At 60.3% G+C, this 26,020-nt stretch carries 16 protein-coding genes; 7 read left to right on the top strand and 9 right to left on the bottom strand.

What is annotated here, in order from left to right:
- Nucleotides 1-129: 129 nt before the first annotated feature.
- The 4 genes from ACZ5RI_RS04995 to ACZ5RI_RS05010 all read left to right on the top strand — a co-directional run bounded on the left by ACZ5RI_RS04995 (nt 130) and on the right by ACZ5RI_RS05010 (nt 2,882).
- A complete protein-coding gene (locus tag ACZ5RI_RS04995; protein WP_464515010.1) occupies nt 130-606 on the top strand; it encodes a DUF2141 domain-containing protein in 477 nt (158 codons plus the stop codon).
- Between the two features lie 16 nt (nt 607-622).
- The gene (locus tag ACZ5RI_RS05000; protein ID WP_464515011.1) at nt 623-1,042 is read left to right on the top strand and encodes a DUF2141 domain-containing protein; all 420 of its coding nucleotides are present in this window, start codon (nt 623-625) and stop codon (nt 1,040-1,042) included.
- A gap of 65 nt (nt 1,043-1,107) precedes the next feature.
- Complete coding sequence (locus ACZ5RI_RS05005; protein WP_464515012.1) at nt 1,108-1,647, top strand: GNAT family N-acetyltransferase; 540 nt, start codon at nt 1,108-1,110, stop codon at nt 1,645-1,647.
- A complete protein-coding gene (locus ACZ5RI_RS05010) occupies nt 1,644-2,882 on the top strand; it encodes an MFS transporter (RefSeq protein WP_464515013.1) in 1,239 nt (412 codons plus the stop codon). The genes ACZ5RI_RS05005 and ACZ5RI_RS05010 overlap by 4 nt, the downstream gene beginning before the upstream one ends.
- A gap of 1 nt (nt 2,883) precedes the next feature.
- On the opposite strand, the gene ACZ5RI_RS05015 is transcribed toward ACZ5RI_RS05010, so the two are convergent.
- The 4 genes from ACZ5RI_RS05015 to ACZ5RI_RS05030 form a co-directional block, all read right to left on the bottom strand.
- Nucleotides 2,884-3,672 (bottom strand): FadR/GntR family transcriptional regulator, encoded by a 789-nt coding sequence (locus tag ACZ5RI_RS05015; protein WP_464515014.1) that lies wholly within the window; start codon nt 3,670-3,672, stop codon nt 2,884-2,886.
- The gene (locus ACZ5RI_RS05020; RefSeq protein WP_464515551.1) at nt 3,656-4,543 is read right to left on the bottom strand and encodes an SMP-30/gluconolactonase/LRE family protein; all 888 of its coding nucleotides are present in this window, start codon (nt 4,541-4,543) and stop codon (nt 3,656-3,658) included. The genes ACZ5RI_RS05015 and ACZ5RI_RS05020 overlap by 17 nt, the downstream gene beginning before the upstream one ends.
- Nucleotides 4,537-6,105, bottom strand: a complete 1,569-nt coding sequence (locus tag ACZ5RI_RS05025; protein WP_464515015.1) for a sodium:solute symporter family transporter — start codon at nt 6,103-6,105, stop codon at nt 4,537-4,539. Before ACZ5RI_RS05025 ends, ACZ5RI_RS05020 begins: the two co-directional genes overlap by 7 nt.
- A gap of 174 nt (nt 6,106-6,279) precedes the next feature.
- Nucleotides 6,280-7,863, bottom strand: a complete 1,584-nt coding sequence (locus ACZ5RI_RS05030; protein ID WP_464515016.1) for a sodium/sugar symporter — start codon at nt 7,861-7,863, stop codon at nt 6,280-6,282.
- A gap of 205 nt (nt 7,864-8,068) precedes the next feature.
- On the opposite strand from ACZ5RI_RS05030, the gene ACZ5RI_RS05035 reads away from it, so the two are divergent.
- Nucleotides 8,069-8,881: a 23S rRNA (adenine(2030)-N(6))-methyltransferase RlmJ gene (locus ACZ5RI_RS05035; RefSeq protein WP_464515017.1), complete on the top strand. Its 813-nt coding sequence runs from the start codon at nt 8,069-8,071 to the stop codon at nt 8,879-8,881.
- An 18-nt stretch (nt 8,882-8,899) separates the two neighbouring features.
- Here ACZ5RI_RS05035 and ACZ5RI_RS05040 read toward each other — a convergent pair whose 3' ends face one another.
- Nucleotides 8,900-10,447: a DUF885 domain-containing protein gene (locus ACZ5RI_RS05040; RefSeq protein WP_464515018.1), complete on the bottom strand. Its 1,548-nt coding sequence runs from the start codon at nt 10,445-10,447 to the stop codon at nt 8,900-8,902.
- A 189-nt stretch (nt 10,448-10,636) separates the two neighbouring features.
- On the opposite strand from ACZ5RI_RS05040, the gene ACZ5RI_RS05045 reads away from it, so the two are divergent.
- On the top strand, nt 10,637-11,257 hold the full coding sequence (locus ACZ5RI_RS05045) for an HAD family hydrolase (protein WP_464515019.1): 621 nt from the start codon (nt 10,637-10,639) through the stop codon (nt 11,255-11,257).
- A gap of 26 nt (nt 11,258-11,283) precedes the next feature.
- Here ACZ5RI_RS05045 and ACZ5RI_RS05050 read toward each other — a convergent pair whose 3' ends face one another.
- Nucleotides 11,284-12,036: an SDR family NAD(P)-dependent oxidoreductase gene (locus tag ACZ5RI_RS05050; protein ID WP_464515020.1), complete on the bottom strand. Its 753-nt coding sequence runs from the start codon at nt 12,034-12,036 to the stop codon at nt 11,284-11,286.
- 182 nt (nt 12,037-12,218) lie between these two features.
- Here ACZ5RI_RS05050 and ACZ5RI_RS05055 point away from each other — a divergent pair, with 182 nt between their 5' ends.
- On the top strand, nt 12,219-12,644 hold the full coding sequence (locus tag ACZ5RI_RS05055) for a winged helix-turn-helix transcriptional regulator (RefSeq protein ID WP_464515552.1): 426 nt from the start codon (nt 12,219-12,221) through the stop codon (nt 12,642-12,644).
- On the opposite strand, the gene ACZ5RI_RS05060 is transcribed toward ACZ5RI_RS05055, so the two are convergent.
- From ACZ5RI_RS05060 to ACZ5RI_RS05070, 3 genes are all read right to left on the bottom strand, one after another.
- Nucleotides 12,627-14,636, bottom strand: a complete 2,010-nt coding sequence (locus ACZ5RI_RS05060) for an O-linked N-acetylglucosamine transferase, SPINDLY family protein (protein WP_464515021.1) — start codon at nt 14,634-14,636, stop codon at nt 12,627-12,629. The two genes, ACZ5RI_RS05055 and ACZ5RI_RS05060, sit on opposite strands and share 18 nt — an antisense overlap.
- A gap of 128 nt (nt 14,637-14,764) precedes the next feature.
- Nucleotides 14,765-25,126, bottom strand: coding sequence for a beta strand repeat-containing protein (locus ACZ5RI_RS05065; RefSeq protein WP_464515022.1), 10,362 nt, complete (start codon nt 25,124-25,126; stop codon nt 14,765-14,767).
- A gap of 330 nt (nt 25,127-25,456) precedes the next feature.
- Nucleotides 25,457-25,948 (bottom strand): DUF2141 domain-containing protein, encoded by a 492-nt coding sequence (locus ACZ5RI_RS05070; RefSeq protein WP_464515023.1) that lies wholly within the window; start codon nt 25,946-25,948, stop codon nt 25,457-25,459.
- Nucleotides 25,949-26,020 lie beyond the last annotated feature (72 nt).

Consider the following 26,020-nt stretch of genomic DNA (forward strand, 5'->3'; position numbering starts at 1 on the left):
TTAAAGCCCTTCTGGCTTGAAACCGGGCCCGGTTTTTATCGCGCTTTTTTAACGAAAGGCGCGCCGAACGATACTCCCGCAATCTGGGCCAGCCATGCTATGCTGGTGTCAGATGCGGGAGTTTTGTTTATGCCACGGACATTACGGCACTTTCTCAGCGGGCGGCACCTGATCCAACGGGGGGGCCGGTTGGCGGCGTTGGCCATGACCTGCGGCAGTCTTCTGACGGCTGCCGTGGCGGACGATGCACTGAACACGCTGACCGTCAGGATCGATCAGATCAGCGGCCGTAGCGGGACGCTGCATGTTGAGCTGTTTACCGCCGACACCTATGATGCCGGCACCGCGGTGCTGTCACGCAGCGTCAAGGTCAACGGCACCAGCGCCAATGTGACCTTTGTCGGCGTTCCTGCCGGGACGTATGGCGTTCATGTCGTGCAGGACCTCAATCTGTCCGGCAAGCAGGAACGCACGCTGATCGGCGCGTCGTCGGAACCGCAGGGCTATTCCAATTATACCGGGCGGGTCAAAAAGCCGTCCTTCCGCGATATCCGCTTTGCCACCGGTTCGGGCGACAACAAAGTCATCGTCCATTTGCATAATTAGAGCGACGGACGTCCCAATGCGCTTCATCTTTGCTGCTTTATTCTGCTCTGTCGCCCTCGCCGGGGCCAGTCTGGCGGCCAGCCTGACGGTGCGGGTCGGCAATATCGATCCCAAAGGCGGCCTGCTACATGTGGCTTTGTACAACGCCGCAATCTGGGATGATGACAATGCCGATCCGCTGATGGACCGTATTGTTCCGGCTGTGGCCCCTGAAACCGTGGTGACGTTTACCAAGGTGCCGCCGGGTGTTTACGGCGTGAAAAGCTATCAGGATGTGAACCGTAACGACAAATTCGATCAGGGTTTGTTTGGTATTCCGCTCGAGCGCTATGGTTTTTCGCGCGATGCCCATCCGCGCCTGTCGCAACCGGCTTTTTCGCGCACCCAATTCACCATCCCGGCCAGCGGCGCGTCGATCGTGCTCCATCTGCAATAAAGCAGGATGTAAACATCGCAGGGCTGTTATTTGATTGGTGCCGTGGGTTTGATTATGCTGGCACCATGACCCCACATCTTGAAACCGCCCGCCTTATTCTGCGCCAGGACCGGCCCGAAGATTTCGACGCCTATGCCGGTTTTATGGCCGATGCCGATTTCACCCGCCATATTAATGGTGCTGTCATGGCCCGTTCGGATGCCTGGCGCAGTTTCGCTTATGGCCTGGGCCATTGGGTGCTGCGCGGTTACGGCTTCTGGGCGGTTGAACGCAAAAGCGATGGCGCCTATCTCGGCCGTGTCGGGCTCAGCAATCCGGAAGGCTGGCCGGGCCTTGAGGTCGGCTGGAGCATCGGCAAAGCGTATTGGGGCAATGGCTATGCCCCGGAAGCGGCCCGTGCGGCCCAGAATTATGCCTTTCTGACCCAGCCGGTTGACCGGCTGATCTCGGTCATTGCGCCTGAGAATCTCGCCTCGCAGGCTGTGGCGCGGAAAGTGGGCGAGACCAGGGGCGAGCGCACTGAGGTGGTGGTGCGGGGTGCGGCACACTGTGTCGATATCTGGAGTATCAGCCGCGAAAAGTGGCAGAGCGAAACCCATCTATGAACGTGTCTTGCCCAACGGTTTACCGCCCGCGTGATTTCACCCTTTATCTGATCGGGACGTTTCTGCTTAACGTCGCCATTCAGGTTCAGTCGGTGGCAATTGGCTGGCAGATTTACGAGATCTATCGCACCCCGCTGGCCCTTGGGCTGGTCGGGATCTGTCAATTCCTGCCGATGTTCTTTCTGATCCTGCCGGCGGGGGAAATTTGCGATCGGCATGATCAGCGCAAGATCTTATCCATCGCGGTGGCCTTGCAGGGCTGCTGCGCCTTGCTGTTCCTGCTGTTCAGCCATAGCAAGATGGCCGATGCGTTGCCGTTCTATGGCGTTCTGGCGCTGTTTGGTGCGGCACGTGCCTTCACCGCGCCGTCGGGCCAGTCGATGGTGGCCTTTCTGGTGCCGCCGGAAAAGCTGCCCCGTGCGGTGGCGATGAATTCCTCGGTATTTTCCGTGGCGGTGATTTCCGGCCCGGCGATTGGTGGTTTTCTGTATGGCTTGGGGCCGGTGGCAACCTACAGTCTGTGTGCGGTGTGCTTCCTGCTGGCGGCTGGGTTTATGCTGACTTTGGGCGGGCGTCGCCATCTGGCAGGCAAGATTGACGCCTCACGTTTCGCGCGGGTCAAGGAAGGCATTGCCTTTGTGCGCAACCGGCCTGTGGTGCTGGGCGCCATCTCGCTGGATTTGTTTGCGGTGCTGTTGGGCGGGGCCACGGCGCTGCTGCCGATCTTTGCCCGCGATGTTCTGCACACTGGTCCGGAAGGCCTTGGTCTGTTGCGTAGCGCCCCGGCGGTTGGTGCCGCGCTGACGGCCCTCTTTCTGGCGCGCAAGCCTATCGAACGTCACACCGGCATCCGCATGTTTGCCGCCGTGGCGGTGTTCGGGGTTGCCACCGTGGTGTTTGGCTTGTCGCACAATTTTCTGTTGTCGTTCGCGGCGCTGTTCGTGCTGGGCGCTTCCGACATGATCAGCGTCTTTATCCGCCGTTCGCTTATTCAGATGGCAACGCCGGACCGCATGCGCGGCCGCGTTGGTGCGGTGAACATGCTGTTCATCAGCGCCTCCAATGAAATGGGCGAGTTTGAATCCGGCTTCACCGCATTCCTGTTCGGCACCATCCCTGCGGTGGTGATCGGGGGGCTGGGCACCATCGGCATTGTCGCCCTGTGGATGAAGCTGTTCCCGCCGCTGCGTCAGGCCGACCGCTTAAGTGATGCGGCCCCGCAGGAGGATGCCTGATTTAGCGCTTGCCGCGCTTGCTTTCGGCGGCATCCCCGGTGCGGATCAGCTCGATTGCCTCGACCATCATCACCCGCATGGCGGCCTCGGCGGTGGACGGATCGCGGGCGGCGATGGCGTCGGCCACCCGTTTATGGTCGGAAATCGAGGCCAGATTGACCCCCTTATAGGCATTGGTGGTGCGGATCGAAAAGCGCAGCGCGGTGTCAATCAGATCGCAAAGCTGATAGTAAAAGCGGTTGCCCGAGGCCTGCATGATACTGATGTGAAAGCCGATATCCGAGGTCAGCGGATCATCCTCGCCCCGTTCCGCTGCCGCCATATGATCAAGCGCAGTATAGATGGTGGCGATATCCGCATCGGTGGCCACGCGTGCGGCCAGTGCCGCAGCGGTCGGCTCTACCGCCAGCCGCATCTCGGTAAACTCGTTTAACAGCGACAGTGATAATTTGCGTTCGAGCAGCCAGCGCAGCACGTCGGGGTCCAGCAGGTTCCAATGATCTTCCGGCTGCACCCAGGTGCCCTGTCGGGGCCGGGCGCCGAGCAGCCCCTTGGCGGTCAGCATCTTGACCGCCTCGCGCAGGATGCTGCGGCTGACACCGAACTGGCTGCACAGCACCGCTTCGACCGGGAATGGGTTACTTTCGGTGTAGGTGCCGGTGACGATGGCCACCCCCAACTCCTCGACAATGCGATAGGTCAGATTGGCGTTGCGGATCGGTGGATTGAGCAGCCGGTTAAGGCGCTGTGCCGCGCCATCCTTGTCGGAGCCTTTAAGCGAATTGCGCATCGGCTAATCCCGTCACATCAGTTTGATAGATAAAAAGATCGCCCGCCTGAGGTTGCCGCATAAGTTCATCCTGGGGCAAGCCATCCCGGGCCGTAGTAACACATAAAAGATTCATCTGCGGTCCGCCAAAGGCAATCGAGGTCGGCTGGCTGACCGGCATTGTAACGATATCGGCGATGCGGCCATCCGGGGTGTAGCGTACCAGACGCGAGGCACCCCATTGTGCGCTCCACAAACAGCCTTCACTGTCGGTGACGGCACCGTCGGGCTGGGCCCCCGCCGGGGTGTGGGCGAAGACGCGCTGATGGCTTAACGCCCCGCTGTCCGGGTCCTGATCGCAGACATAGATGACATGCTGCGGCGAGTCCGAAAAATAGAGCAGGCGGCCATCCGGACTGCTGCACAGCGAGTTGGTGATCTTCACTTTTTCGCGATGGCGCTGCACCATGCCGGACCGGTCAAAGCAATAGACCTGACCAAGCGGGCGCAAACTGTCGAAGGGGCCTTCCATCATGGTGCCAGCCCAGAAGCGACCCTGACGGTCGGTCCGTCCGTCATTGAAACGGATCGGCGCGTGGTTGTCGGCCAGACGGAACAGCCAGTCGCAGGCCTGTGAGGCCGGGTTATAAAGCGCGACGCCATTCTCGAAGGCCGCAATAAGTCCGCCGCCATCGGCAAACGCGAACGAGCACAAGCGCCGCGGTGTGTCAAAATGGCTGAGGACCTGACTGGCCGGATTATAGCGGTAAAGCCTGCGGCCCTGGATATCCGTCCACCACAGCTGGCCACTTGCGGTATGCCAGTTGGCGCTTTCCCCAAGAATATTCTGTACTGCGATGACGTCGATAAGCGCGATAATGGCCGTTACCACCAAAGAAGGTAAATCGCCCCAAGTATCCCCACGATAACGAGAAAGGCAACAGTGTAGGGCACATCGGTGCTGTAATCGACAGTGTCAAAGCGCATGTCGGTGGTTTTCGGGTGCGGTGTCAGGCGCGAAACCACCACCATCACCAGCAGGCTGAGGGCGAAGACATAGCCGATGCGCAGGATGAACGGGACCTGCGGCAGAAAATACCAAAAGCCGAGCGAGCAGATGAGCGAGCCTGCCACCGCGCAGAGCGCCCCGGTCTCGTTGGCGTATTTCCAGCCGAAACCCAGCAGGAAGATCACCGTGACGGCAGGGGTGAGAAAACCGGTGAACTCCTGAATATACTGATAGGCCTGATCGACATGGCCAAGCAGTGGTACCGCCGACACCATGGCGATCAACAGAGCGATAATCGCGGCAAACCGTCCGGCGATAATTTGCAACCGCTCGCCACTGGCCGGTTGCAAGGCGGTCAGCACATCGCGCGAAAAGATCGTGGCGATCGAGCTTAAGGACGAGCCCATCGCCGAAATGATCGCCGCCAGCAACGCGACAAAGACGAAGCCCAGAATGCCGCTGGGCATCTGGGCCATCAGCATGGGATAGGCGGCATCCGGGCGCAGGCCGGGGCCGACCAGCAGCACGGCGGCGATGCCGGGCAGCACCACCAGTACCGGGATCAGCATTTTGAGCCCCGCCGCCAGCATGACGCCTTTTTGCGCCTGACGTAAGCTGCGGGCGGTCAGCGCGCGCTGAATGATGTATTGGTTAAAGCCCCAATAGCTTAAATTGACCACCCACATACCGGCCCCGATCATGCCAAGGCCGGGGGCGTATTTGTAATAGGGATTATCGCGCGACAGGATCATGTGGAAATGATCGGGCAGCTTTTCGTGCAGGCGGACGAGGCCGGTGATAACCCCCTCGGCCCCGGTGAGACCCGAAATGCGCGTCAGTGCGATGTACAAAATAATCAGCCCGCCCAGCACCAGCATGGCGACCTGTACGGCATCGGTTGCCGAGGTGGTTTTCAGCCCGGCATAAAGGGCGTAATTGCCAGCGAACAGCCCAAGCAAGATCAGGCTGACGGTCAGGGTCAGCCCGGTGACGGCATGCACGGCGGTGGCCCCGAGCCACAAAATGGCAGTGAGATTGACGAAGATGTACAGCGCCAGCCACAACAGCGCCATGGTCAGTTGCAGGCGTGAGCCATAGCGACGGCGTAAAAACTCCGGCATAGTGCGGATGTTATGCTTGAGGAAGACCGGCAGAAAATATTTGCCGACAATCAACAGCATCAGCGCGGCAAGCCATTCATAGGCTGCAATCGCCAGACCAAAAGCATAGGCCGATCCCGACATACCGATAATCTGCTCGGCCGAGATATTGGCGGCGATCAGCGAGGTGCCGATGGCCCACCAGGGCAGCGTGCGTTTCCTGGGGGCGGGGTGGATGCTGTCGGCATCGCTTTCGCCATGGTCGGGAACGATGAAATACGCCACGCCCAAAATCAGGGTTGGGTAAAGTAAAATGATGAAAATATCGAGTAAAGACAGATGCATGTCTTAAAACTTCAGCTTGCTGTGGTGGGAATACATGCCAGTGGGCGTGCCTTCACAGACAGGATCGCGTTGAAATGCGGCAGCCACATGCTCGTATAGCAAGAATATAGCAAAATGCCACCCTGAACAGATGTTCGGGGTGGCATAATTTAAAAGTTTATCGATCTTACGGGCTTACCACCAGGTGATGTAAAGCGCGATAACAACAGCAACAATCGCCCCGGCTGCAATCTTAAAGGCGCGGTCGGTTGAATAATCGACATTGGCAACATCAACCGTGATGGCTTCTGGTTTCGGCTTTTGCAGCAGCGAGGCGGCAATGGCCAGACCAAGACAGATCAGGAAGATGTAGCCCATACGGTTCATGAACGGGATGGTGGGCAGGGCGACATAGTAAAACGCCGACAGCGCCACCGAACCAATGGCGGCGGCGAGCGCGCCCCATTCCGTGGCCCGCTTCCAGAACAGGCCCAGCAGGAAGATCACCGTGATACCCGGGGTAAAGAAGCCCGAGAATTCCTGGATATACTGGAAGGCCTGATCGAAGCCGCCAATCAACGGTTTGGCCACAATCAGGGCGATGACAAGGCCGGTGACCGCTGTAATACGGCCCACGCGCACCAGCGTCTTTTCGCTGGCGTTTTTGTTAAAGGTTTTAAACACGTCCATGGTGAAGATGGTGGCGATCGAGTTCACCTTGGAACCCATCGAGGCGATGATCGCCGCCACCAGCGCCGCAAAGACGATGCCCAGCAGGCCCGGCGGCAACAGCCGCATCAGATGCGGATAGGCGTCGTCAGCCGTTTCGAATTTCCAGCCATACTGACCGGCGAGAATAACGGCGGCGATACCCGGCACCACGACCAGAAGCGGGATCAGCAGTTTCAGGAACGCCGCAAGGACGATGCCTTTCTGGGCTTCCCGGATCGATTTGGCGGCCAGACCGCGCTGAATGATGTACTGGTTGAAACCCCAGTAGCTCAGATTGGCGACCCACATACCGCCCAGAATGACCGATAGACCGGGTAGATCTTTATAATATTTACTGTCTGGATGCAGGATCATGTGGAAATGATCGGGTAGATCCGTAGCCAGTGTATGCATGCCGGCAAAGAACCCGGTGATCGAGGCATCGCCCGACACCCGGGTCAGCGCAATCACCAGAATAACGGCACCGCCCAGCACCAGCATTGAAACCTGCACCACGTCGGTGAGCGCAATCGCCTTGAGGCCGCCATACAGGGCATAGGCCCCGGCAAAAACGGCAAGAATGATCAGGCTCTGTTCCTGGGTCAGCCCGGTGACGGTGTGAACCGCCTTGGCCCCCAGCCACAGGATCGACGTCAGGTTGACGAAAACGTAGAGGATGAGCCAGAAAATGGCCATCACCATCTGGATGTTGGCCCCATAGCGGCGCTTGAGGAATTCCGGCATGGTGTAAATCTCGTTCTTGAGAAACACCGGCAGGAAAAATACGCCGACAATCAGCAGGGTAATCGCCGCCATCCATTCATAGGAGGCGATGCCGAGGCCAATGGCAAAGCCCGAACCGGACATGCCAATGATCTGCTCGGCGGAAATGTTTGCCGCAATAAGAGACGTGCCGATGGCCCACCAGGGCAGCGAGCGGCTGGCCAGGAAGTAATCTTTACTGTCCTTCTTGTGGCCCTTTTTCTCGCGAGACACGAACTGCGCAAGGCCAAAAATGAAAATCGCGTAGATGACGACGACGACAATGTCGATAGTCGATAAATGCATCGGATCCCTCCCTCGGCACGGCGGCGTGCTTGTTTTTTACTGGCACAGACCCCGCGGCGGGCAAAGCATTACCCGCCCCTCGCGCTCTGTGCAAACCCTGTTTGTCTGGTTTTTTGGCAAACAGAGACATTTATATGATAATTTTTATGCACCACAAGCGCATTCGGCTTTTGCCTCCTGCGACGCTTTGGTTTTATGAAGGGGCATGAACTATCGACACGCCTTCCATGCCGGAAACTTCGCCGACGTCGTCAAGCATCTGGCGCTGATCGCCATCCTGCGTCACCTCAGGCTGAAAGAGAAACCTTTCGCCGTCATCGACAGCCACGCCGGACGCGGGGCTTATGACCTTAGCGATATGGATACCCAGCGCACCGGCGAGGCCGCTGCGGGGATCGACCGTTTGCGCGCCGGGGTGGCCGCACCGTCGGATCTGCTGCACGCCTATCTGGATTTTTGCGCGACCGGCAAGGTTTACCCCGGTTCGCCGCTGATTACGGCGCTGCATCTGCGGCCGCAGGATCGTTTGGTGGCGGTGGAAAAGCATCCCGAGGAAGCCCTCGGTCTGCGCGAGGTTCTTTATGCGTTTCGCAAAGCCCGCGTGATCGAAGGCGATGGTTATGCCAGCCTGCCGTCGCTGTTACCGCCGCCGGAACGGCGCGGACTGGTGCTGATCGACCCGCCCTTTGAAGCCCCAGATGAATTTACCACCTGCGGGCGGGCCTTTAGCGATGCCTATCGTCGCTTCGCCAATGGGATTTATCTGATCTGGTTCCCGATCAAATCCCCGGCTGATGCCGATCGGTTCTGCGGTGAAATTCTGGCCAGCGGCGCGGACAAGGTGCTGCGCCTCGACATCGTGCTCAACACCCCGCCCGAAGGCAAACTGGCCGCCGCCGGGCTGGTCATCGTCAATCCGCCCTATGGCTTTGTCGGGCAAATGCACGAAGCTCTGGCCGCGGTGTTGCCACGGCTCGATGCCCATATCCGTTGCGACTGGCTGGCGGGCAGCGAATAACCGGCGGGGCGCGTGGGGTCAGCCCTGACGGGCGGCGATGAAACGCTCTGTCATGCGTTCCAGCATCGGAATGGTGACCGGGCCGCGGTTCAGCACCATGTCGTGAAACGCCTTCAGATCGAAGCGGCCTTTCAGGGCAGCTTCCGCGTGGCGGCGCAGGCGCCAGATGGCGGTGCGGCCAATGGCCTGCCCGGCGGTCGCCCCGGGCTGCACGACGACGCGATCCACTTCGGCGGTCAGGGATTCGGGCATGTCGCCACAAACTTCGGACAGGGTGGCCAGCGCCTGTTCCCGGCTCCAGCGCTTGTAATTGATGCCGGTATCAATCAGCTGGCGGGCCAGCCGCATCAGAACCGATTGCCACAGGCCGATCTCGCCTAAGGCATCGCCGTTTAAAAGGCCAAGCTCGGCGCAAAACTCCTCGCCATAGATTGCCCAGCCTTCGGTATAGGCCATGCCGGTGGCGCGTACCCGTAACACCGGCGGGGCAACCTTGTCCTGTATGGGCTGCTGCAACAGGTGGCCGGGCAGGGTTTCATGATGCACCACGGTCCGAAGGCTCCAGCGCGGACGGGCGCGGATATTGCGCAGGTCGACATAATAGGTTCCGGCTTTGCTGCCGTCATAGGCGGGGGCCTGTCGCCAGCCGCGCTTGTCCGGAGCGGCCAGCTCAACCGAGACATCCTTTGGCAGCCAGTCGAATTGGCGAGCCAGCACCGGGCGGGCGGTTGCGAGCCAGCCATTCATGTCGGCGACGGCGGCGGCGCGGCCGGCCGCACTGTCCTCATAAAGATAGCGCGAATCGCGGGCCAGCGCGTGCAGGCGGGCGCCGACGCTGCCGGTTTTAAAGCCTTGGGCCTGCAGTAGCGGAATAAGGCGGCTGTTGATTTTGGCGATTTCGTCCAGTGCTTCGCGGTGGAGGCTGTCACTGGATATGATATTTCCGAACGGGCCGCTGGCCCCGGCAATCAGGGTGGCAGCGTAGTAGTTCTCGCCCATCGGCAAGGCCCAGGCCCCGGCATCGTGCCGTTTGGGCAGGCTGGTCAGTTTTGCGGCCTGCCGCTGCAGTGCTGCGGCGACATCCGGCCCGGCGGTTCTGGCGCTGGCACCAAGCCTTGCGACCATCGGCGCCACAATGAAATCCGGTGGGATCACACCGCGGGCGGCATCCTGGGCGATCGTTGCGCTGTCGGCATCAATGGCCCGCACCAGTGCGGGATCATTGGCCCCCGGCGTGACCTTTTGCCAGGCCCCGTTGCGCTGGGTCACCACATAGGGGCCCGATTGCGCCGGGTTATATCCGTCATGGCTTTCGGTTCTGGCAATGGTGATGGCCTGAACCAGCGCGATATAATCATCCATCGCAGCGGGGCTGTGGGCCAGTTTATCCAGCGGCGGAATCTCTTTTTGCAGCTGGCTGAACGGCGCATCGGCCAGCCGGGCCAGCGCGGCGTAAAAGGCATCATCCGTAGCCGGTATGGCGGGCTCTGCCCCATCAAGCCGCCCCCATCCCGACAGGGCGAAGGCACAGGCCCCCATCTGTAACAGTTGGCGACGATTGGGCATGGCATCCTCCGATATGCGTTTTTCTACTGGCAGCTCTGTGGCCGCTTCGGTAACCGGTAGCAATTTGCCTCATTTTATTCGCCGCAGCTAGTCCCTATTGGCTTCGCCTTGCGGCGCAGTTAGTGCTTGGTCATAAGTTTTGTGACAGTCTGTTCGTAACATGCATCCTTTAGATTTAAAGGCTATACAGTGGCTAACGTAAAAGTTGCAGGTGTTGTTTTCGATCTTGGCAATGTGGTGATCGGCTGGAACCCGGAGATCGTTTTTGCAGATCTGTTCCACGGTGATCGGGCCAGGATGGATTGGTTTCTGACCAAGATTTGTCCGCCAGAATGGAATGCCCAGCAAGACGCCGGTTACCCCCTCGCACTGGCGACCGAGGAACGGGTGGCGCTTTATCCGGCCTGGGAAAAAGAAATCCGCGCCTATTACGGCCGCTGGATCGAGATGATTACCGGCCCGGTGCCGGGGACCTATGAACTGATGCAGGATATCGCGGCGGCGGGGTTGCAGATGTATGCGCTGTCGAACTGGAGCACCGAGCTGTTCCCGCTGGTGATCGATACGCTGCCCGCTTTCAAGATGTTCAAAAAGATCTTCCTGTCGGGCGCCTATAAGATGGTCAAACCGGATGCGCGTTTTTACGAAACCGCGCTTGGCGAGATCGGCATCCCGCGCGAGGCGCTGGTTTTCATTGACGATAATGCCGACAATGTCGCTGCATCCAATAAACTGGGGCTGAAAGCGTTCCGCTTCACCACGGCTGATGCGTTCCGCGCCGACCTGCAGAGTGTTGGGGTGCCGGTTTAAATCCCGGACACCCCTGTCATCCGGTCTTACAGATTGACGCCGCCCGAAACCTCGATGCACTGGGCGTTGATCCAGCGACCACCTTCCGACAAGAGCAGCGCCACCGCCCCACCGATGTCATCAGGTAAGCCGACGCGGCCCAGTGCTGTGGCGGCTGAAATGGCGTCGTTATAGGTTTTGTTATCCCGTACCGCACCGCCGCCAAAATCGGTTTCAATGGCACCGGGGGCGATGGTGTTGACGGCAATCCGGCGCGGGCCAAGCTCTTTAGCCATATAGCGTGTCAGAACTTCAACGCCGCCTTTAAGCGCGCCATAGGCGGCGTAACCGGGCATGGTGAAGCGGGCGAGGCCGCTGGAAATATTGATAATACGTCCGCCATCCTTGATGAGCGGCAACAGCTTCTGGGTCAGGAAGAACGGTGCCTTGAGATGGATTTTGACCAGTGTGTCGAAATCCTCTTCTGACATTGTGGCAATCGGGCCGCCAAGGCCGATGCCAGCATTATTGACCAGAAAATCGAAATCTGTCCGCCCCCAGACTTTATCCAGCACCGCACGCAAGCGGGCGGCAAAGTCACTGAAGCTGGCACTGTCGGCGACATCCAGTTGCAGCGCGGCTGCCTTGCGGCCCTTGGCGGTCACGGCTTTTACAACCGCTTTGGCTTCGGTGGCGTTGCTTTTGTAGGTCAGGATAACATCACGGCCCTGGTCTGCCAGATTAAGGCACATGCTTTTACCAAGACCACGGCTGCCGCCGGTAATAAGGGCAATTTTCATGGTACACTCCTATGGGCCAAAGACGGCCGCTGGGGACTTGTTGGGCGTAATGCTGCAATGAATATAAGTGTTGCCGCCTGGCAAACAAAGAAGGCACCCAAAAGAGACATACTTACCAAAACGATAGTATGCCTTAAGGAGCAGATGTGATGACGCGTTTTGGTCCGCCGACACCTGAACAAATGGCCAAGCTGAAGGCCATTTATACCCGCCATCCCGCTGATCCGGAGGCTGTGGTTGATCCGCGGGTGGAAAAGCTGGTTATCGAACTGATCGGCTGCATTGCCGACAAATGGACAATGCTGATTTTAGAAACCTTGTCAGGACAAGGCACACAGCGCTTTGGCGCGTTGGGCCGCACCATCGGCGGTGTCAGTCAAAAAATGCTGACCCAGACGTTGCGCGAGATGGAGCGCAATGGACTGGTATCACGCAAGATGTATCCGGAGGTTCCACCGCACGTCGAATACAGCATTACAGAGCTTGGTCTGACTTTAAGTGCGGCTTTCTGCGGGGTGTGGGTGTGGGCCGCGGATAAGCTGATCGCAGTCGAAGCGGCCCGTGACCACTTCGACCGGGAAGCAGCGGTTTCAAACCCCGTCAAATAGCCTTTTGTCGGGATGCAGCGGGGTTAAGGCGTGGCGGGCTTTTACGCGTTCACGCCACCAGCCCTCGTAATCGGCGATTGCCAGCACATCGTCTTTTTCCTGATCGTGGCTGATACCAATCTCAAGATAGTCCTGCATATTGGTCAGATCGGGCACCGGCAGGCTATGGTTCTCAAAATCGGCCCACATCTGCTGGTACAGTTCTTCAAGATGGGCCACCAGTCCCGGCACATCAAACAAGGTAGAGCTGTCGCGCCCGGCGATAAGGCGGTCCCTGTACTGATGAATCAGGCTGCGGTCACGGCCCAGCGCCACGGCGCGGTCAACAAAATCATCCGCCGTGGTGCAGACCAGTTCGGGCAATCCGGCTGATCGTACCAAGCTGCCGCAGACCCGCGCCGCGAACGAACGGCCCGACAAGGTCAGCACCGGTACGCCCATCCACAAGGCATCCGATGCTGTGGTGTGCGCGCCATAGGGCAGGCAGTCGAGGAACAAATCGGCCAGCGGATATCGCGCGAGATGATCCGGGTTCGGACGTTTTTCGGCAAAGATCAGCCGCGTGGTATCAAGCCCTTTGTCCGCAGCATATTTGCGCAGGCGCTCCTGCACCACATCCGTGCTCGACAACAGCCACAGCACCGAGCCGGGCACACGCGATAAAATCGTCAGCCAGCGGTCAAAGGTGAAGCGGGTAATTTTGTGCGTGCCGTTGAAGCAGCAGAACACCGTGGCATCTTCCGGCAGACGGGCCTCGGCGCGGCTCGGTGTGTTGGGCGAGATGATGCGCTTGCGGTTGGTCGGCTGATAACAGGGCAGGCGCAGCACTTTTTCCGAATAGTATTTTTCACCGTCGGGCGGAATGATCCAGTCGTCCGCGACAATATACTGGTGATACGGGCTGGCCATGGTGCCGGGATAGCCGAGCCAGTTGACGATCACCGGTGCGGGGCGCATGGCCACCAGCTTGGTACGACCCTCGCGGGTGTAACCGTTGAGATCGACCAGAATCTGTATGCCATCATCGGCCATGCGCTGGGCCGCGGCGGCATCGCTCATCTGCGAAATATCGGCCCAGCGGTCCGCATCGGCCTTGAAGGCGCGGTGCATGACATCGTCGGTCCGGATACCGCAATAATAGGCGTAGACTTCGACCTTGCTGCGGTCATGCAGGCCGAACACCTCGGCCATCAGGTGGCCGACAGCATGTTCGCGCAAATCACTCGACAGATAGCCGATGCGCAACGGGCCGCCCTGCCGCCCGGTTGCCGCCCAATGCGAGGGAATGTTGCGGACATCGGGTAAGCCGACATCCAGCCGGTTATAGTTCCAGGCATTGGCCAGTTGCAGCATGGGATCATCGCCATAACCCGCCGCCGACAAGGGTGACATGCCGCGCATCAGCGTCTCATGGCTCACCCGTTCCCACGGCGAAACAATCGGCCATTCACAACCGCGCTGACGCAGCGCAATCAGATGTTGCACCGGCTCGCGTTGGGCCGGATCGATCTCGACACTTAAGCGCAGCATATTCTGCGCGGGCTCATCCTGCCCTGCGGCTTCCAGCACGCGGGCGGTCTGGTTCAGCGCGGTGATTTTGTGCACGATGGCGGGGCCGCTGATCTGCGCAAGACCGTCGATCACCTGGGTCCACTGTGTAACGGCCTGCTGAATACCGCCCTGACGTTCCAGAATGCGGCCCAGATTGATGTGGGCGGGCATGAAATCAGGCTTCAGCGTCAGCGACCGTTCCAATGCGGCACGCGATTTGTCGAGGGCGCCGGTTTCCGACAGCGTAACAGAATAATTGAACAGCACGGCATACAGCAGCGGGTCGTCTTCGTTATGCGCGATCCAGGTATCGTAAAGCTGTTGTACGCCATCTTCGCCGCTTAAAGGGCGGACACGTTCCACCGTCTGGATCAGATCAAGCACGGTCATGACGCGTTCGCTGGCGCGGCGCAGTGCTGTGGCCAGAAGTTCATTCAGCATGGCTACTCCCGCAGGGAAATTTTACAGCCTTATATACCAGTCATTTGGCGCAGCGGCAGATTTATTGTCGCAAAATATCGCACTTGTACCGTATGCGCCGGATAGTGCCGTCCCGTGCTTAAATAGCATCAGCCTTCGGCGGCTTCCAGTGCGGACACAGTTTCTGACGATAAGGCGGCCAATGTGGTGGTGGTAATATAGGCGATCTGGGTGGCGGTCAGGCCATCGATCTGTGTTTCGGTCAGACCTTCCAGGAAGGTGGTGCCAAGCTCGGTCATCGTGGTGGTGCTGATGGCGCTGAGCTGGGTTGCCTGGATCTCGCTCAGAACGTTGTCGGTCAGCGTATCAAGCTGGCTGGCCGACAGCCCGGCGATCTGGGTGGCGGTCAGGGCATCGAACTGGGTTTCGGTCAGCTCGCCCAGTTCGGTCACGGTCAGCGAACCGACCTGGGTTGAAGACAGGGATTCCAGCTGGGTAACCGTCAGTGCACTGATTTGGTTCGAGCTTAAGGCACGCAGCTGAATACGGACCAGACCCGCCAGCTGGGTGGCGGTCATCGCGGCAACCTCGGTGGTGGTCAGCGAGTTAATTTCCGTCGTGCTGAGTGAGCCGATCTGGGTCGAGGTCAGACCGCTCATCTGCGTGATGGTCATATCCTCGATTTCGGTTTCGGTCAGACCGGTAATGGCACTCTTTGACAACGCACCAATCTGGCTCGAGGTCAGCGCGGCAAACTGGGTGGTTTCCAGTTCCGACACCTGCGTCGAAGTCAGGCCGGAAATCTCGGTGGTGGTCAGCGCCGCAATCTGCGTCGTGGTCAGATAATCCATCTGGGTTTCGTTTAAAGCCCCGATGGCGGTCGATGACAGGCTGGCGAGCTGCGTGGTGGTCAGCGTCTTGAGGTCGGTGGTCGACAACCCGACGATCGCGGTCGACGTGATTGCCTTCATCTGCGTCGTGGTCAGCGCCTCAAGCTGGGTCGAAGTCAGCGCATCGATCTCGGTCGATGTCAGGCCTGAAATCGCCGATGTCGACAAAGCGGTAATCTGCGTTGCGTAGAGGGCCTTAAGCTGGGTTTCCGACAGTTCGGAAATCTGCGTTGCCGTCAGGCCGGAAATCTCGGTGGTGGTCAGCGCTTTGAGCTGCGCCGTGGTCAGGCTTTCAATCTGGGTTTCGTTGAGGCCGGCAATCGTGGTGGCCGACAGGCTGGACAGCTGTGTGGTGGTCAGTGCCGCAAACTGTGTTGACGTCAAACCGCCGATGGCATCCGAGGACAGTGCCGCCAGTTGCGTGGCCGACAGGGCGTTGACCTGCGTCGTGGTCCAGGTGGCGATCTGCGTGCCGGTGATGCCATCGATGGCTCCGGTTGACAGCGAGGAGATCTGCGTCTTGGTCAGGCTGTCAATCTGTGTGGTGGAAAGCGCCGCCAGCTGCGTTTCGGTCAGGCCCGCCAAAGCCGTGGTGGTCAGGGTCTGAATCTGCGTGGTGCTCAGTTCGCTGATCTGGGTTTCGGTCAGCGCCCCGACTTCGTCCGAGGTCAGCGCCTTGATCTGCGTGGTGGTGAGCGCCGTAAGCTGGGTCAGGCTGAGGCCCTGAATACCGGTTTCGGAAAGTTCCGACAGTTGCGTGGTGGTCAGTGCCGCCAGTTGCGTGGTGGTCAGCGCGGTGACCTGCGTGTCGGTCAGCGATGCCATCTGGGTAGCCGTCAGCTCGTTCAGATCGGTGGTCGACAGCCCGGCAATCTGGGTCGAGGTCAGCGCGGCGATGCCGGTCACCGACAGGCTCTGAATCTGGGTGGTCGACAGGGCCGCCAATTGCGTCGCGGTCAGTGCCGACACCTGGGTATCGGCCAGCGCACCGATCTGTGTCGCGGTCAGGGCGGCATATTGGGTGGTGGTGAGCGCGGCAATATCACTGGTGGTCAGGCCAGCGATGGCCGATGTTGAAATCGCGGCGATCTGGGTTGTTTTCAGTGCGGCCAGTTGCGTGTCTGTCAGCGCGGCAATGCCGGTTTCGTTGATCGCGGCAATCTGGGTCGTGGTCAGGGATTCCACCTGCGTGGTGGTCAGCGCCGCAATCGCCGTGGCGGTCAGCGAGGCAATCTGTGTCTTGGTCAGCGCACGGATCTGCGCGGTCGACAAAGATGCGATTTCCGTGGCGCTTAAGGCGTTGAGGCCATCGGTCGACAGGCCGGCGATCTGGGTCGTGGTCAACGCGGCCAGCTGTGCGGCGGTCAGCGATTCAATCTGCAATTCGCTTAACGCGGCATACTGCGTCGATGTCAGCGCTGAAATCTGCGTGGTCGACAGTTCAGCGATCTCGGTCGAGGTCAGGCCAGCAATCGCCGTGGTCGACAGCGCCGCAATCTGCGTTGTCTTCAGTGCGGCCAGTTGCGTGGCAGTCATTGCCGCGATCTGGGTGTCGAGCAGGCCACTGATTTCCGTGGCGGTCAGCGTGCCGATCTGCGTGGTGGTCAGGCTGGCCAGTTGCGTGGTGCTCAAGGCGCCGATCTGCGTGGCCGTCAGATTTTGCAGCTGGGTATTGGTCAGCTCGCCCATCTGCGTGGTGGTCAGCTCGGCGATTTGTGTCTTGGTCAGTGCCGCAATCTGCGTGGTATCAAGGGCCTGCAGCTGGGTGGTGTCCAGCGACGCAAGCTGGGTTTCGTTGAGGCCCTTGATCGCTGTGGTGGTGATCGCCGCCAGCTGCGTGGTGGTCAGGTTGTCGAGCTGTGTAATGGTCAGGGCTTCGACTTCACTGGAGACCAAAGCCTTGATCTGTGTTGTGCGCAGGGCGCTAAGCTCGGTCGCCGTCAGGGCTGCAACCTGGGTCGAGGTCAGCGCTGCAATCTGGGTCGATGTCAGGGCCTGAATTTGCGTTGTGGTCAGCGCGGCCACTTCGGTGGTCGAAAGCTGGTCAAGGCTGTCTGCATCCAGAGCCGCGATCTGCTTGGCATCCAGAACGGCAAGCTGATCGCTGCCCAGGGCTGCAATCTGATCTTCGCCCATGCCGCCAATCTGGGTCGTGGTCAGGCTGGCAAACTGGGTCGTGGTCAGGGCTTCGATCTGGGTATCTTCCAGCGCCGCCATTTGCGTTGCGGTCAGCCCGGCCAGCTGCGTGGTGGTCAGGGCACTGATCTGGCTGGTGGTCAGGGATTCAACCGCCGTGGTGGTCAGTCCGGTAATCTGTGTCGAGCTCAGGCTGGCAAGCTGTGTTGCCGTCAGCGCGGCCGCTTCGGTGGCGGTCAGCCCTGCGAGCTGGGTTTTAGTCAGTACACTGATCTGATCGGTGGTCAGCCCGGCCATCTGGTCGGTGGTCAGCGCGGCCAGTTCGGTGGCGGTCAGGCCCTTGACCTGCGTCGTGGTCAGCTGGCCGATTTGCGTTGCGGTCAGCACCGACAACTGGGTTTCGGTCAGCCCGGAAATTTCCGTTGCCGTCAGGGCCGACAGCTGCGTTGCCGTCATGCCGGCGATCTGGGTTTCGGTCAGCCCGGCGATTTCGGCAGCTGACAGCGCCGACATCTGCGTGGTGTCCAGGGCGCTGATCTGATCGGCGGTCAGTGCCGCCAGTTCGGTGGCATTCAGTGCCGAAATCTGCGTCGTGGTCAGCGAAGCGACCTGCGTGGTGGTCAGCGCCTGAATCTGGGTGTCCGTCAGGGCCGCAATCTGCGTGGTGGTCAGCCCGTGCACCTGGGTGGTGGTGAGTTCCGCCAGCTGAGTTTGGCTGAAACCAGAAATCCCCGTTGCGGTCAGACCGGCCAGCTGGGTCGAAGTCATCTCGGCCAGTTGCGCGTCGCTTAAGGCATTCACGTCGTTATCGTCGAGACCGGCGATTTGGGTCGAGGTCAGCACCCCGATCTGCGTCGTGGTCAGCCCGGCAATCTGCGTGGTGTCGAGCGAGGCGATCTGATCCGATGACAGTCCCTTGATCTGGGTCGTGCTGAGCTGGGCGATCTGGGTCGCAGTCAGATTATCGATCTGGGTGGTGGTCAGCGAGGAAATTTCGGTCGAGGTCAGCGCGCCCAGCTGCGTCGTGGTCATCCAGGCGATCTGGGTTTCGGTCAGACCGGTAATTTCTGTGGTGGTCAGCGATGCAATCTGGGTGGTGGTCAGCGCGGCGATCTGACTTTGATCCAGCGCCGAAAGCTGATCGGCGCTTAAGCCCCGGATTTGTGTGGTCGACAGCGAGGAGACCTGATCGTCCGACAAGGCCTCAAGCTGCGTGTTCGACAGCGCGGCCATCTGGGTGGCGGTCAGATTGTCGATCTGGGTGGTGGTGAGCTGGGCGATCTGTGTGGTGGTCAGGCCGCTGACGGCATCGGCCGACAGGGCGGCGATCTGGGTGTTTTCCAGCGCGGCCAGTTGCGTCGCCGATAAGGCGGCCAGTTGATCCGCAGTCAGGCCGCTGACCTGCGTGGTGGTCAGGGCATCGATCTGGGCCGTGGTCAGCGCGGCAATTTTGGTTTCGTCGAGTTCGGCAATCTGATCGGCAGAAAGGCCACGAACCTGTGTCGTGGTCAGTCCGGCAATTTCGGTGGCGGTCAGGCTGTCAATCTGGGTTTCGGTCAGGGCGCTGATCTGGGTGGTGGACAGCGCAGCAATCTGATCGGTGGAAAGCGCTTCAATCTGGGTATCCTGCAGCGCGGCAATCTGGGTGGCGGTCAGCCCCTTGACCTGTGTGGTGGTCAGTGTCGCCAATTGCGTGGCCGTGAACCCGTCGACCGCATCGGCGCTCAACGCCCCGATCTGGGTGGCGCTAAAGGTGGCGAGCTGCGTGGCGCTCATCGCCGTGACATCGTCTTCGGTGAAACCGGCGATCTGGGTGGTCGACAGCGATTCGAGCTGCGTGGTGGTCAGGCCCGCCACCTGTGTGGTGGTCAGGGCACTGATCTCTGTGGCGCTCAATCCCTTTAACTGCGTGACCGTCAGGGCGGCAATCTGGCTCGCCGACAGCGCCGAAATCTGATCGGTGGTCAGGGCACTGATTTCGGTCGAGGTCAGCGCCGCCAGCTGCGTCGCCGTCATGCCAGCGATCTGGGTTTCACTCAGCCCGGCAATGCTGGCTTCATCCAGCGCCGCCATCTGGGTCGCCGACAAAACAGAAATCTGGGTCGCAGTCAGGGCGCCAATCTCGGTGGTGGTCAGCCCCTTGATCTGCGTGGTGGTCAGCGCCGCAATTTGTGTGCTGGTAAAAGCCGCAATCTGAGTATCCGCCAGCGCGCCAATCTCGGTCGAGGTCAGCCCGGCGATTTGCGTGGTGGTCAGTGCGGCAATCTCGGTCAGGCTTAAACCGGTCATGGCCGTGGTGGTCAGCGCCGAAAGTTGGCTGCTGCTTAAAACGCTCAGCTGTGTGGTGGTCAGCGAACCAATCTGGTCGTCATCCAGCCCGGCCATCTGCGTCTTGGTCAGTGTGGCCAGCTGGGTGGTGGTCAGTACATCGATCTGGGTGTCTTCCAGCGCGGCAATCTGGGTTTGCGTCAGGCCACCGATCTGTGTCGTGGTGAGCTGGGCAATTTCGGTCGTCTGCAGATTGCCGACCTGGGTGGTGGTCAGCGCTGCAATTTCGGTGGCCTTGAGGGCCGAGAACTGCGTTGCCGACAGGGCTGCCAGCTGGGTGTCTTCCAGTGCGGCGATCTGATCGGTGGTGAGCGCCGCCACCTGTTCGGTGGTCAGCGCCGCGATCTGCTCGGTGGTGAGCGCGGCAATGTTATCGGTGCTGAGTTTGCGGATCTGCGCCGTGCTGAGTTCGGTCAGCTGCGTGGTGGTCAGCGCTTCGACCTGCGTATCCTCTAACGAGGCCATTTGTGTGGTGGTTAGCCCGGCCAGCTGGGTCGAGGTCAGCGCGGCGATATCGTTTTCGTCCAGACCGCCGATCGCCGTGGTGGAGAGGTTGGACAGTTGTGCCGAACTGAGCAGCGAAATCTGCGTCGCCGACAGGGCCGACATATCATCATCGGACAGTCCGGCCACCTGCGTGATGGTCAGCGTCTCAATCTGTGTGTCGGTCAGCGCGGCAACCTGCGTTGCGGTCAACTCGCTGATCTGGGTCGAGGTCAGCGCCTTGATCTGCGTGGTGGTCAGCGCAGCAATCTGGGTTTCGTTCAGGGTGCCCAACTGATCAGACGTTAGCGCACCGATTTCGGTGGCCGACAGCGAAGCAAGCTGCGTGGCGGATAGCGCGGCAAACTCTGTTACCGTCAAACCGGCGATGGCTGCGGCCGACAGGGCGGCGAGCTGGTTCGTCGTCAGGGCCGAGATTTGCTCTTCGTCCAGTGCCGAAACCGCTGTGGCCGACAGATTGGCGATCTGGTTGGTCGACAACGACGACAATTGTGTCGTGGTCATCGCTTCGATCTGGGTATCCACCAACGCACTGATCTGCGTCGTGGTCATGCCGTCAAGCTGGGTGGTGGTGAGCGACGCCACCTGCGTTTCGGTCAGCGCCGCCACCGCACTGGTGGTGAGCGAAGTCAGTTGCCGCGAGGTCAGCACGGCGAGTTGTTCGGTCGATAATTCCGATGCCTGGGTCGCGGTTATCGCCGACAGCTGGGTCGAGGTCAGCGCCGCCATCTGGGTGGTGGTCAGGGCCGACAGCTGTGTTTCGTCGAGTGCGGCAAATTCGGTTCTGGTTAAGCCTTTGATCTGGGTGGTGGTGAGCGCGGCAATCTGGGTGTCGGCCAGCGCATCAACGCCCGTGGTGGTGAGTGCGGCCACTTCCAATGCCGTCAATGTCGCCAGCTGCGTGGTGGACAGGGCGGCAACCTGGGTCTCGTTCATCGCCGCAAATTGCGTTGCGGTCAGCCCTTTGGCCTGTGTGGCGCTCAGTTCCCCGATCTGGGTTTCGGTCATTCCCGCAATGGCGGTCTTGGTGATGGCCGCGATTTGCGTCGACGTCATCACGGCCAGCTGGGTCTCGGTCAGCGCGGCGACCGCCGTCGAGGTCATCCCGGTGATTTCCGTAGTGGCCAGAACCGCGACTTGCGTGGTGGTGAGCGCTTCGATCTGGGTGTCGGCTAGCGCACCGACCTGGGTGGCGGTCAGCGCTTTGACCTGCGTGGTGGTCAGGCCGGCGATCTGGGTCGCGGTCAGTGCGGTAATCGCGGTGGTGGTCAGCGCCTTGATATCAGCCGTGCTCAGGGCGGTCAGCTGCGTTACCGTCAGGGCGGCAACCTGGGTGTCGGCCAGCGCCTTGGTCTGGGTTGCCGTCAGCCCTTTAAGCTGGGTGGTGGTCAGCTCGGCTATCTGGGTTTCGCTTAAACCCGCCAGCGCCGTAACCGTCAGTGAAGCCAACTGGGTCGAGGTCAGCGAGGCCAGCTGCGTCGCAGTTAGCGCGGCGACATCATCCGAGCCCAGCCCTTTAAGCTGAGTGGTGGTGAGCGCGCTAACCTGCGTGGTGGAAAGCGCTTCGATCTGATCGGTATCCAACGCACCGGTTGCCGCCGCGGTCAGCCCTTTGAGCTGTGTCGTGGTCAGCGCGGCAATCTGGGTGGTCGACAGATCGCTGGCCTGGGTGGTGGTCAGCGCCGCCATCTGGGTCGCGGTCAGCGCGGCAAGCTGGGTGGTGGTGAAGGCCTGAATCTGTTCGTCGGTCAGGCCCTTGATCTGCGTGGCGGTGAACGAGGCCAGTTGAGTCTTGGATAACGCCGCCAGCTGCGTGGTGGTGAGCGCGGCAATGTCGGTGGTCGATAATTTGCGCAGCTGCGTGGTCGACAACGTGCTGAGCTGTGTCGTCGACAGCGCGGTGATCTGCTCTTCCGACAGGGCGGCAAATTGCGTGGTGGTGAAGCCGGACAGCTGGGTCGTGGTCAGTTCCGAGATTTCGGTAGCCGTCAGACCTTTGACCGCGGTGGCAGTGAGGGCGGCGATGTCATTGGCCGACAGGGTCGCCAGCTGGGTGGTGTCGAGTGTGGAAATCTCGTCGCTGGTCAGCCCTTTGAGCTGTGTCGTGGTCAGCGTATCGAACTGGGTCGTGGTCAGCGCATCGATCTGGGTTTCGTCGAGCGAGCCGATAACCGTCGATGTCAGGCCCTTGATCTGTGTGGTGGTCAGCGCAGCGAGCTGTTCGGCGCTTAAGGCATTGGCCTGTGTGGTGGTTACGGCCGCCAGTTGTGTGGCGGTCAGCGATAACAACTGGGTTGCGGTCAGCGCATCAAATTGGGTATCGGCCAGCCCCTTGATCTGTGTCGTTGTCAGCGAACTGATCTGCTGCACCGACAGGCTGGAGAACTGCGTCACGGTCAATGCGCCGATGGCCGTGCTGGTCATGCCGCGCAACTGCGTGGTGGTCAGGCTATCGAGCTGGGTGACACTCAGCGCCGAAACCTGGGTATCCTGCAGCGCAGCGGTTTGGGTCGAGGTCAACCCTTTGAGCTGTGTGGTGGTCAGTTCCAGAAGCTGCGTGGTCGACAGCGCTTTGATCGCCGTGGTGGTGAGCGCCGACAATTGCGTTTCCGACAGTGACAGCAATTGTGTGTCGGTCAGATCATCGATCTCGGTCGAGGTCAGGCCTTTGGTCTGCGTTGTGGTCAGGCTGTCAAGCTGCCAGGTGGTCAGCGCCTGAAACTGATCTTCATCAAGCGATGCAAGATCGGTCGAGGTCAGCCCCTTCAGCTGAGTGGTGGTCAGCAGGCTGATTTGCGTTGGGGTCAGCGCGTCAATCTGGGTGGTGGTCAGGCCGCTGATGCCGGTCGCGGTGATGGCATTGAGCTGGGATTGCGACAGGGTGGCGATTTGATCGTCCGTCAGTCCCTTGATCTGACTGGCCGACAGGCTGGCCAGCAGCGTGGTCGACATTCCGGCAATCTGGGTCACCGTCAGGGCGGCGATTTCGGTAGAGACCAGTTTGCCAAGCTGCGTCGTGGTCAGCGAATTGAGCTGGGTGACACTGAGGGCCGACAGCTGGGTTTCATCCAGGCTGGCCAGTTGCGTCGAGGTGATCCCATCCAGCTGGGTCATCGACAACGCACTGATATCGGTGATGCTTAAGCCATTAAGCGCCGTTGCCGTCAGCCCGGACAGCTGGGTCGAGGTCAGGCTGGTGAGCTGTGTGTCGGTCAGCGCTGCGGCCCCGTCATCATCCAGCCCGCTGATCTGCGTCGTGGTCAGAAGGTGCAGCTGGGTGGTGGTCAGCGCCTCGATCTGGGTGGTGTTCATCGCACCGATCTGGGCGGCGGTCAGGCTTTTGATCTGTGTGGTGGTGAGCGCCGTGATCTGCGTCGCGGTCAGTGACGTGATCTGGGTGGTGGTCAGCGCGGCAATCCCGGAGGTGCTTAAGGCGTCAAGCTGGCTGTCGCTCAGGCCGGCGAGCTGATCGTTGGTCAGGGCTTTGACCTGGGTATTGGTCAGAGCGTTCAGTTGTGTGGTGGTCAGCGCCGCCAGTTGGGTCTGGCTGAATGACGCGATTTCCGTGGTGGTGAGTTTTTTGATTTGCGTGGTGGTCAGCGCGGCGAGCTGGGTCAGCGTCAGTGCCGCAATCTGGGTGTCGTCCAGCCCGGCCATCTGGGTGGCCGTCAGCCCTGCTAACTGGGTTAACGTCAGGCTGGCGATATCGGATGTTGATAAGCCGTCGAGCGCTGACGTGTTGATGCCGGCAATCTGGGTCGCGGTCAGATCCGCCAGCTGCGTATCGGTCAGGGCCGAAACTTCGGAGGCGGTCAGTCCACTGATCTGGGTGGCGGTCAACACCGCCAACTGGGCGGAGGTCAGCGCCGTAATCTGGCTGCTGGTCAGCGCCGCCAGTTGTGTTGATGTCAGGCCCTTGATCTGGGTCGTGGTCAGCGATGCGATTTCGGTCGCTGTCAGTGTCGACAGGTCGGTACTGGTCAGCGCGGCCATATCGGTGGCGGTAAATACCGCCAGTTGCGTGCTGGTCAGCGCGGCGGCCTGATCCTGCGTCAGGGCCTTGATCTGGGTGGGCAGCAAGGCTGCCGCCTGGGTGGTTGACAGTGACGCGATCAGCGTGGCCGACAGCGCGGCGATCTGGGTGGCGCTGAGTACGGCGATTTGCGTGGCGGTAAGGCCCGCCAGCTGCGTCGCCGTCATTTCGCTCAGCTCGGTGACGCTCAAGCCCTTGACCTGAGTGGTCGAAAGTCCTGCCAGCTGGGTGGCCGACAGCACGGAAAACTGCTCGTCGGTCAGGGCGCCGATTTCACCTGCGGTGAAGGTGCCAAGCTGGGTGGTGGTCAGTGCCGCGATTTCCTCGGTGCCGAGGGAGTCGATCTGGGCCGTGATCAGCACGGCCATCTGTGACGCACTGAACTGGTAAATCTGGTCGACGGAAACGACGCTGAGCTGGTCATCCGTCAGGGCGGCGACCTGGGTGGTGGTCAGCGAGGCCAGCTGGGTCCCGCTTAATTCCTCGATTTCGGTGATGGTGAAGGCGGAAACCTGGGTGGTGTCGAGCGAGCGCAAGTCGGTCGTGGTCAGCGACGCGATTTCGTCTGATGTCAGGCTCGCTATCTGCGCGGCCGAATATGAGGAGATCGCCGAAACCATGCCTATGCCGCTTCCTGCAGCCGCGCGGGGATCCCCTTAAGGAAGATGTCTGTCACCAGTGCAGCCATCCTTGGCATCCTTTGCCGAACCCTTCACACGACGCATTAACCCGCCAACCCTCAAGCAGGGTTCATGCCTAAGCGGGTGGGGCGGTTTTTGGCGGAAATGGCGGGGTTTTGAATCTGACTGGGATCGGTGGGGCGGCAGGAATTTCCGGGCAGGCGAAGAACTTGCCCAGTCCGTTGTGCCGGGGTGTCAAAATGGACTGGGCCGGCGGGGGCTGTTGCCCCGCCCGCATCTAAGCCCCTTTGGGATCTACAAAAAACGAATCTACGGATAATGGATGTGCAGCGGCATCGGTGTATTGCCGGGGTGGGCACTGAACGAGACTGAGCGATAGGACGGCAGGCCGAGCAGCGCTTTAGGGTTGTTGGAGAAGGCATACCCCTCCACCGGCAAGCCCAGCATGTTGCGGGTCAGGTGATGGTCGTTGTCTTCGTCATGAAAGGCCGCCACGGCATAGGTGCCGGGCTTGGGCAGGATCAGGCAGGCCTTGGTGATACCCGGTTTGGCGGGCATGCGGACCTTGACCAGCTTTTTGCCCTTGGCAAGAAAGTCGGACGGCTTATCGCCATAGACTACCACGGTGACATTGCCCTTGGTCGAATGGACCTGATCGATCGCCAGCTGCAAACGGGCTTCATTGGCTCCGGTGGGGCAGTCGCCCGGGATCAGAGCATCGTCATTAGCGGCATAGGCGGCAGATGTAACGCCTGTCGCCAGACATGCCGCTAAGCTTGCGGCCAGCACATAAGAACGCACGGGGCTTGTCCCGACAATTTGTTGCGCCCACGACTTACACCCGGTGCGGGGCGGCTGTCCATGGTGCGGTAG

Source organism: Micropepsis pineolensis (assembly GCF_055392125.1).

Excerpts from the sequence above, each read along its gene's own strand:
- ACZ5RI_RS04995 (WP_464515010.1), top strand. The coding sequence starts at position 130 with ATGCCACGGACATTACGGCACTTTCTCAGCGGGCGGCACCTGATCCAA.
- ACZ5RI_RS05000 (WP_464515011.1), top strand. The coding sequence starts at position 623 with ATGCGCTTCATCTTTGCTGCTTTATTCTGCTCTGTCGCCCTCGCCGGG.
- ACZ5RI_RS05005 (WP_464515012.1), top strand. The coding sequence starts at position 1,108 with ATGACCCCACATCTTGAAACCGCCCGCCTTATTCTGCGCCAGGACCGG.
- ACZ5RI_RS05010 (WP_464515013.1), top strand. The coding sequence starts at position 1,644 with ATGAACGTGTCTTGCCCAACGGTTTACCGCCCGCGTGATTTCACCCTT.
- ACZ5RI_RS05015 (WP_464515014.1), bottom strand. The coding sequence starts at position 3,672 with ATGCGCAATTCGCTTAAAGGCTCCGACAAGGATGGCGCGGCACAGCGC.
- ACZ5RI_RS05025 (WP_464515015.1), bottom strand. The coding sequence starts at position 6,105 with ATGCATCTGTCTTTACTCGATATTTTCATCATTTTACTTTACCCAACC.
- ACZ5RI_RS05030 (WP_464515016.1), bottom strand. The coding sequence starts at position 7,863 with ATGCATTTATCGACTATCGACATTGTCGTCGTCGTCATCTACGCGATT.
- ACZ5RI_RS05035 (WP_464515017.1), top strand. The coding sequence starts at position 8,069 with ATGAACTATCGACACGCCTTCCATGCCGGAAACTTCGCCGACGTCGTC.
- ACZ5RI_RS05040 (WP_464515018.1), bottom strand. The coding sequence starts at position 10,447 with ATGCCCAATCGTCGCCAACTGTTACAGATGGGGGCCTGTGCCTTCGCC.
- ACZ5RI_RS05050 (WP_464515020.1), bottom strand. The coding sequence starts at position 12,036 with ATGAAAATTGCCCTTATTACCGGCGGCAGCCGTGGTCTTGGTAAAAGC.
- ACZ5RI_RS05055 (WP_464515552.1), top strand. The coding sequence starts at position 12,219 with ATGGCCAAGCTGAAGGCCATTTATACCCGCCATCCCGCTGATCCGGAG.
- ACZ5RI_RS05060 (WP_464515021.1), bottom strand. The coding sequence starts at position 14,636 with ATGCTGAATGAACTTCTGGCCACAGCACTGCGCCGCGCCAGCGAACGC.
- ACZ5RI_RS05065 (WP_464515022.1), bottom strand. The coding sequence starts at position 25,126 with ATGGTTTCGGCGATCTCCTCATATTCGGCCGCGCAGATAGCGAGCCTG.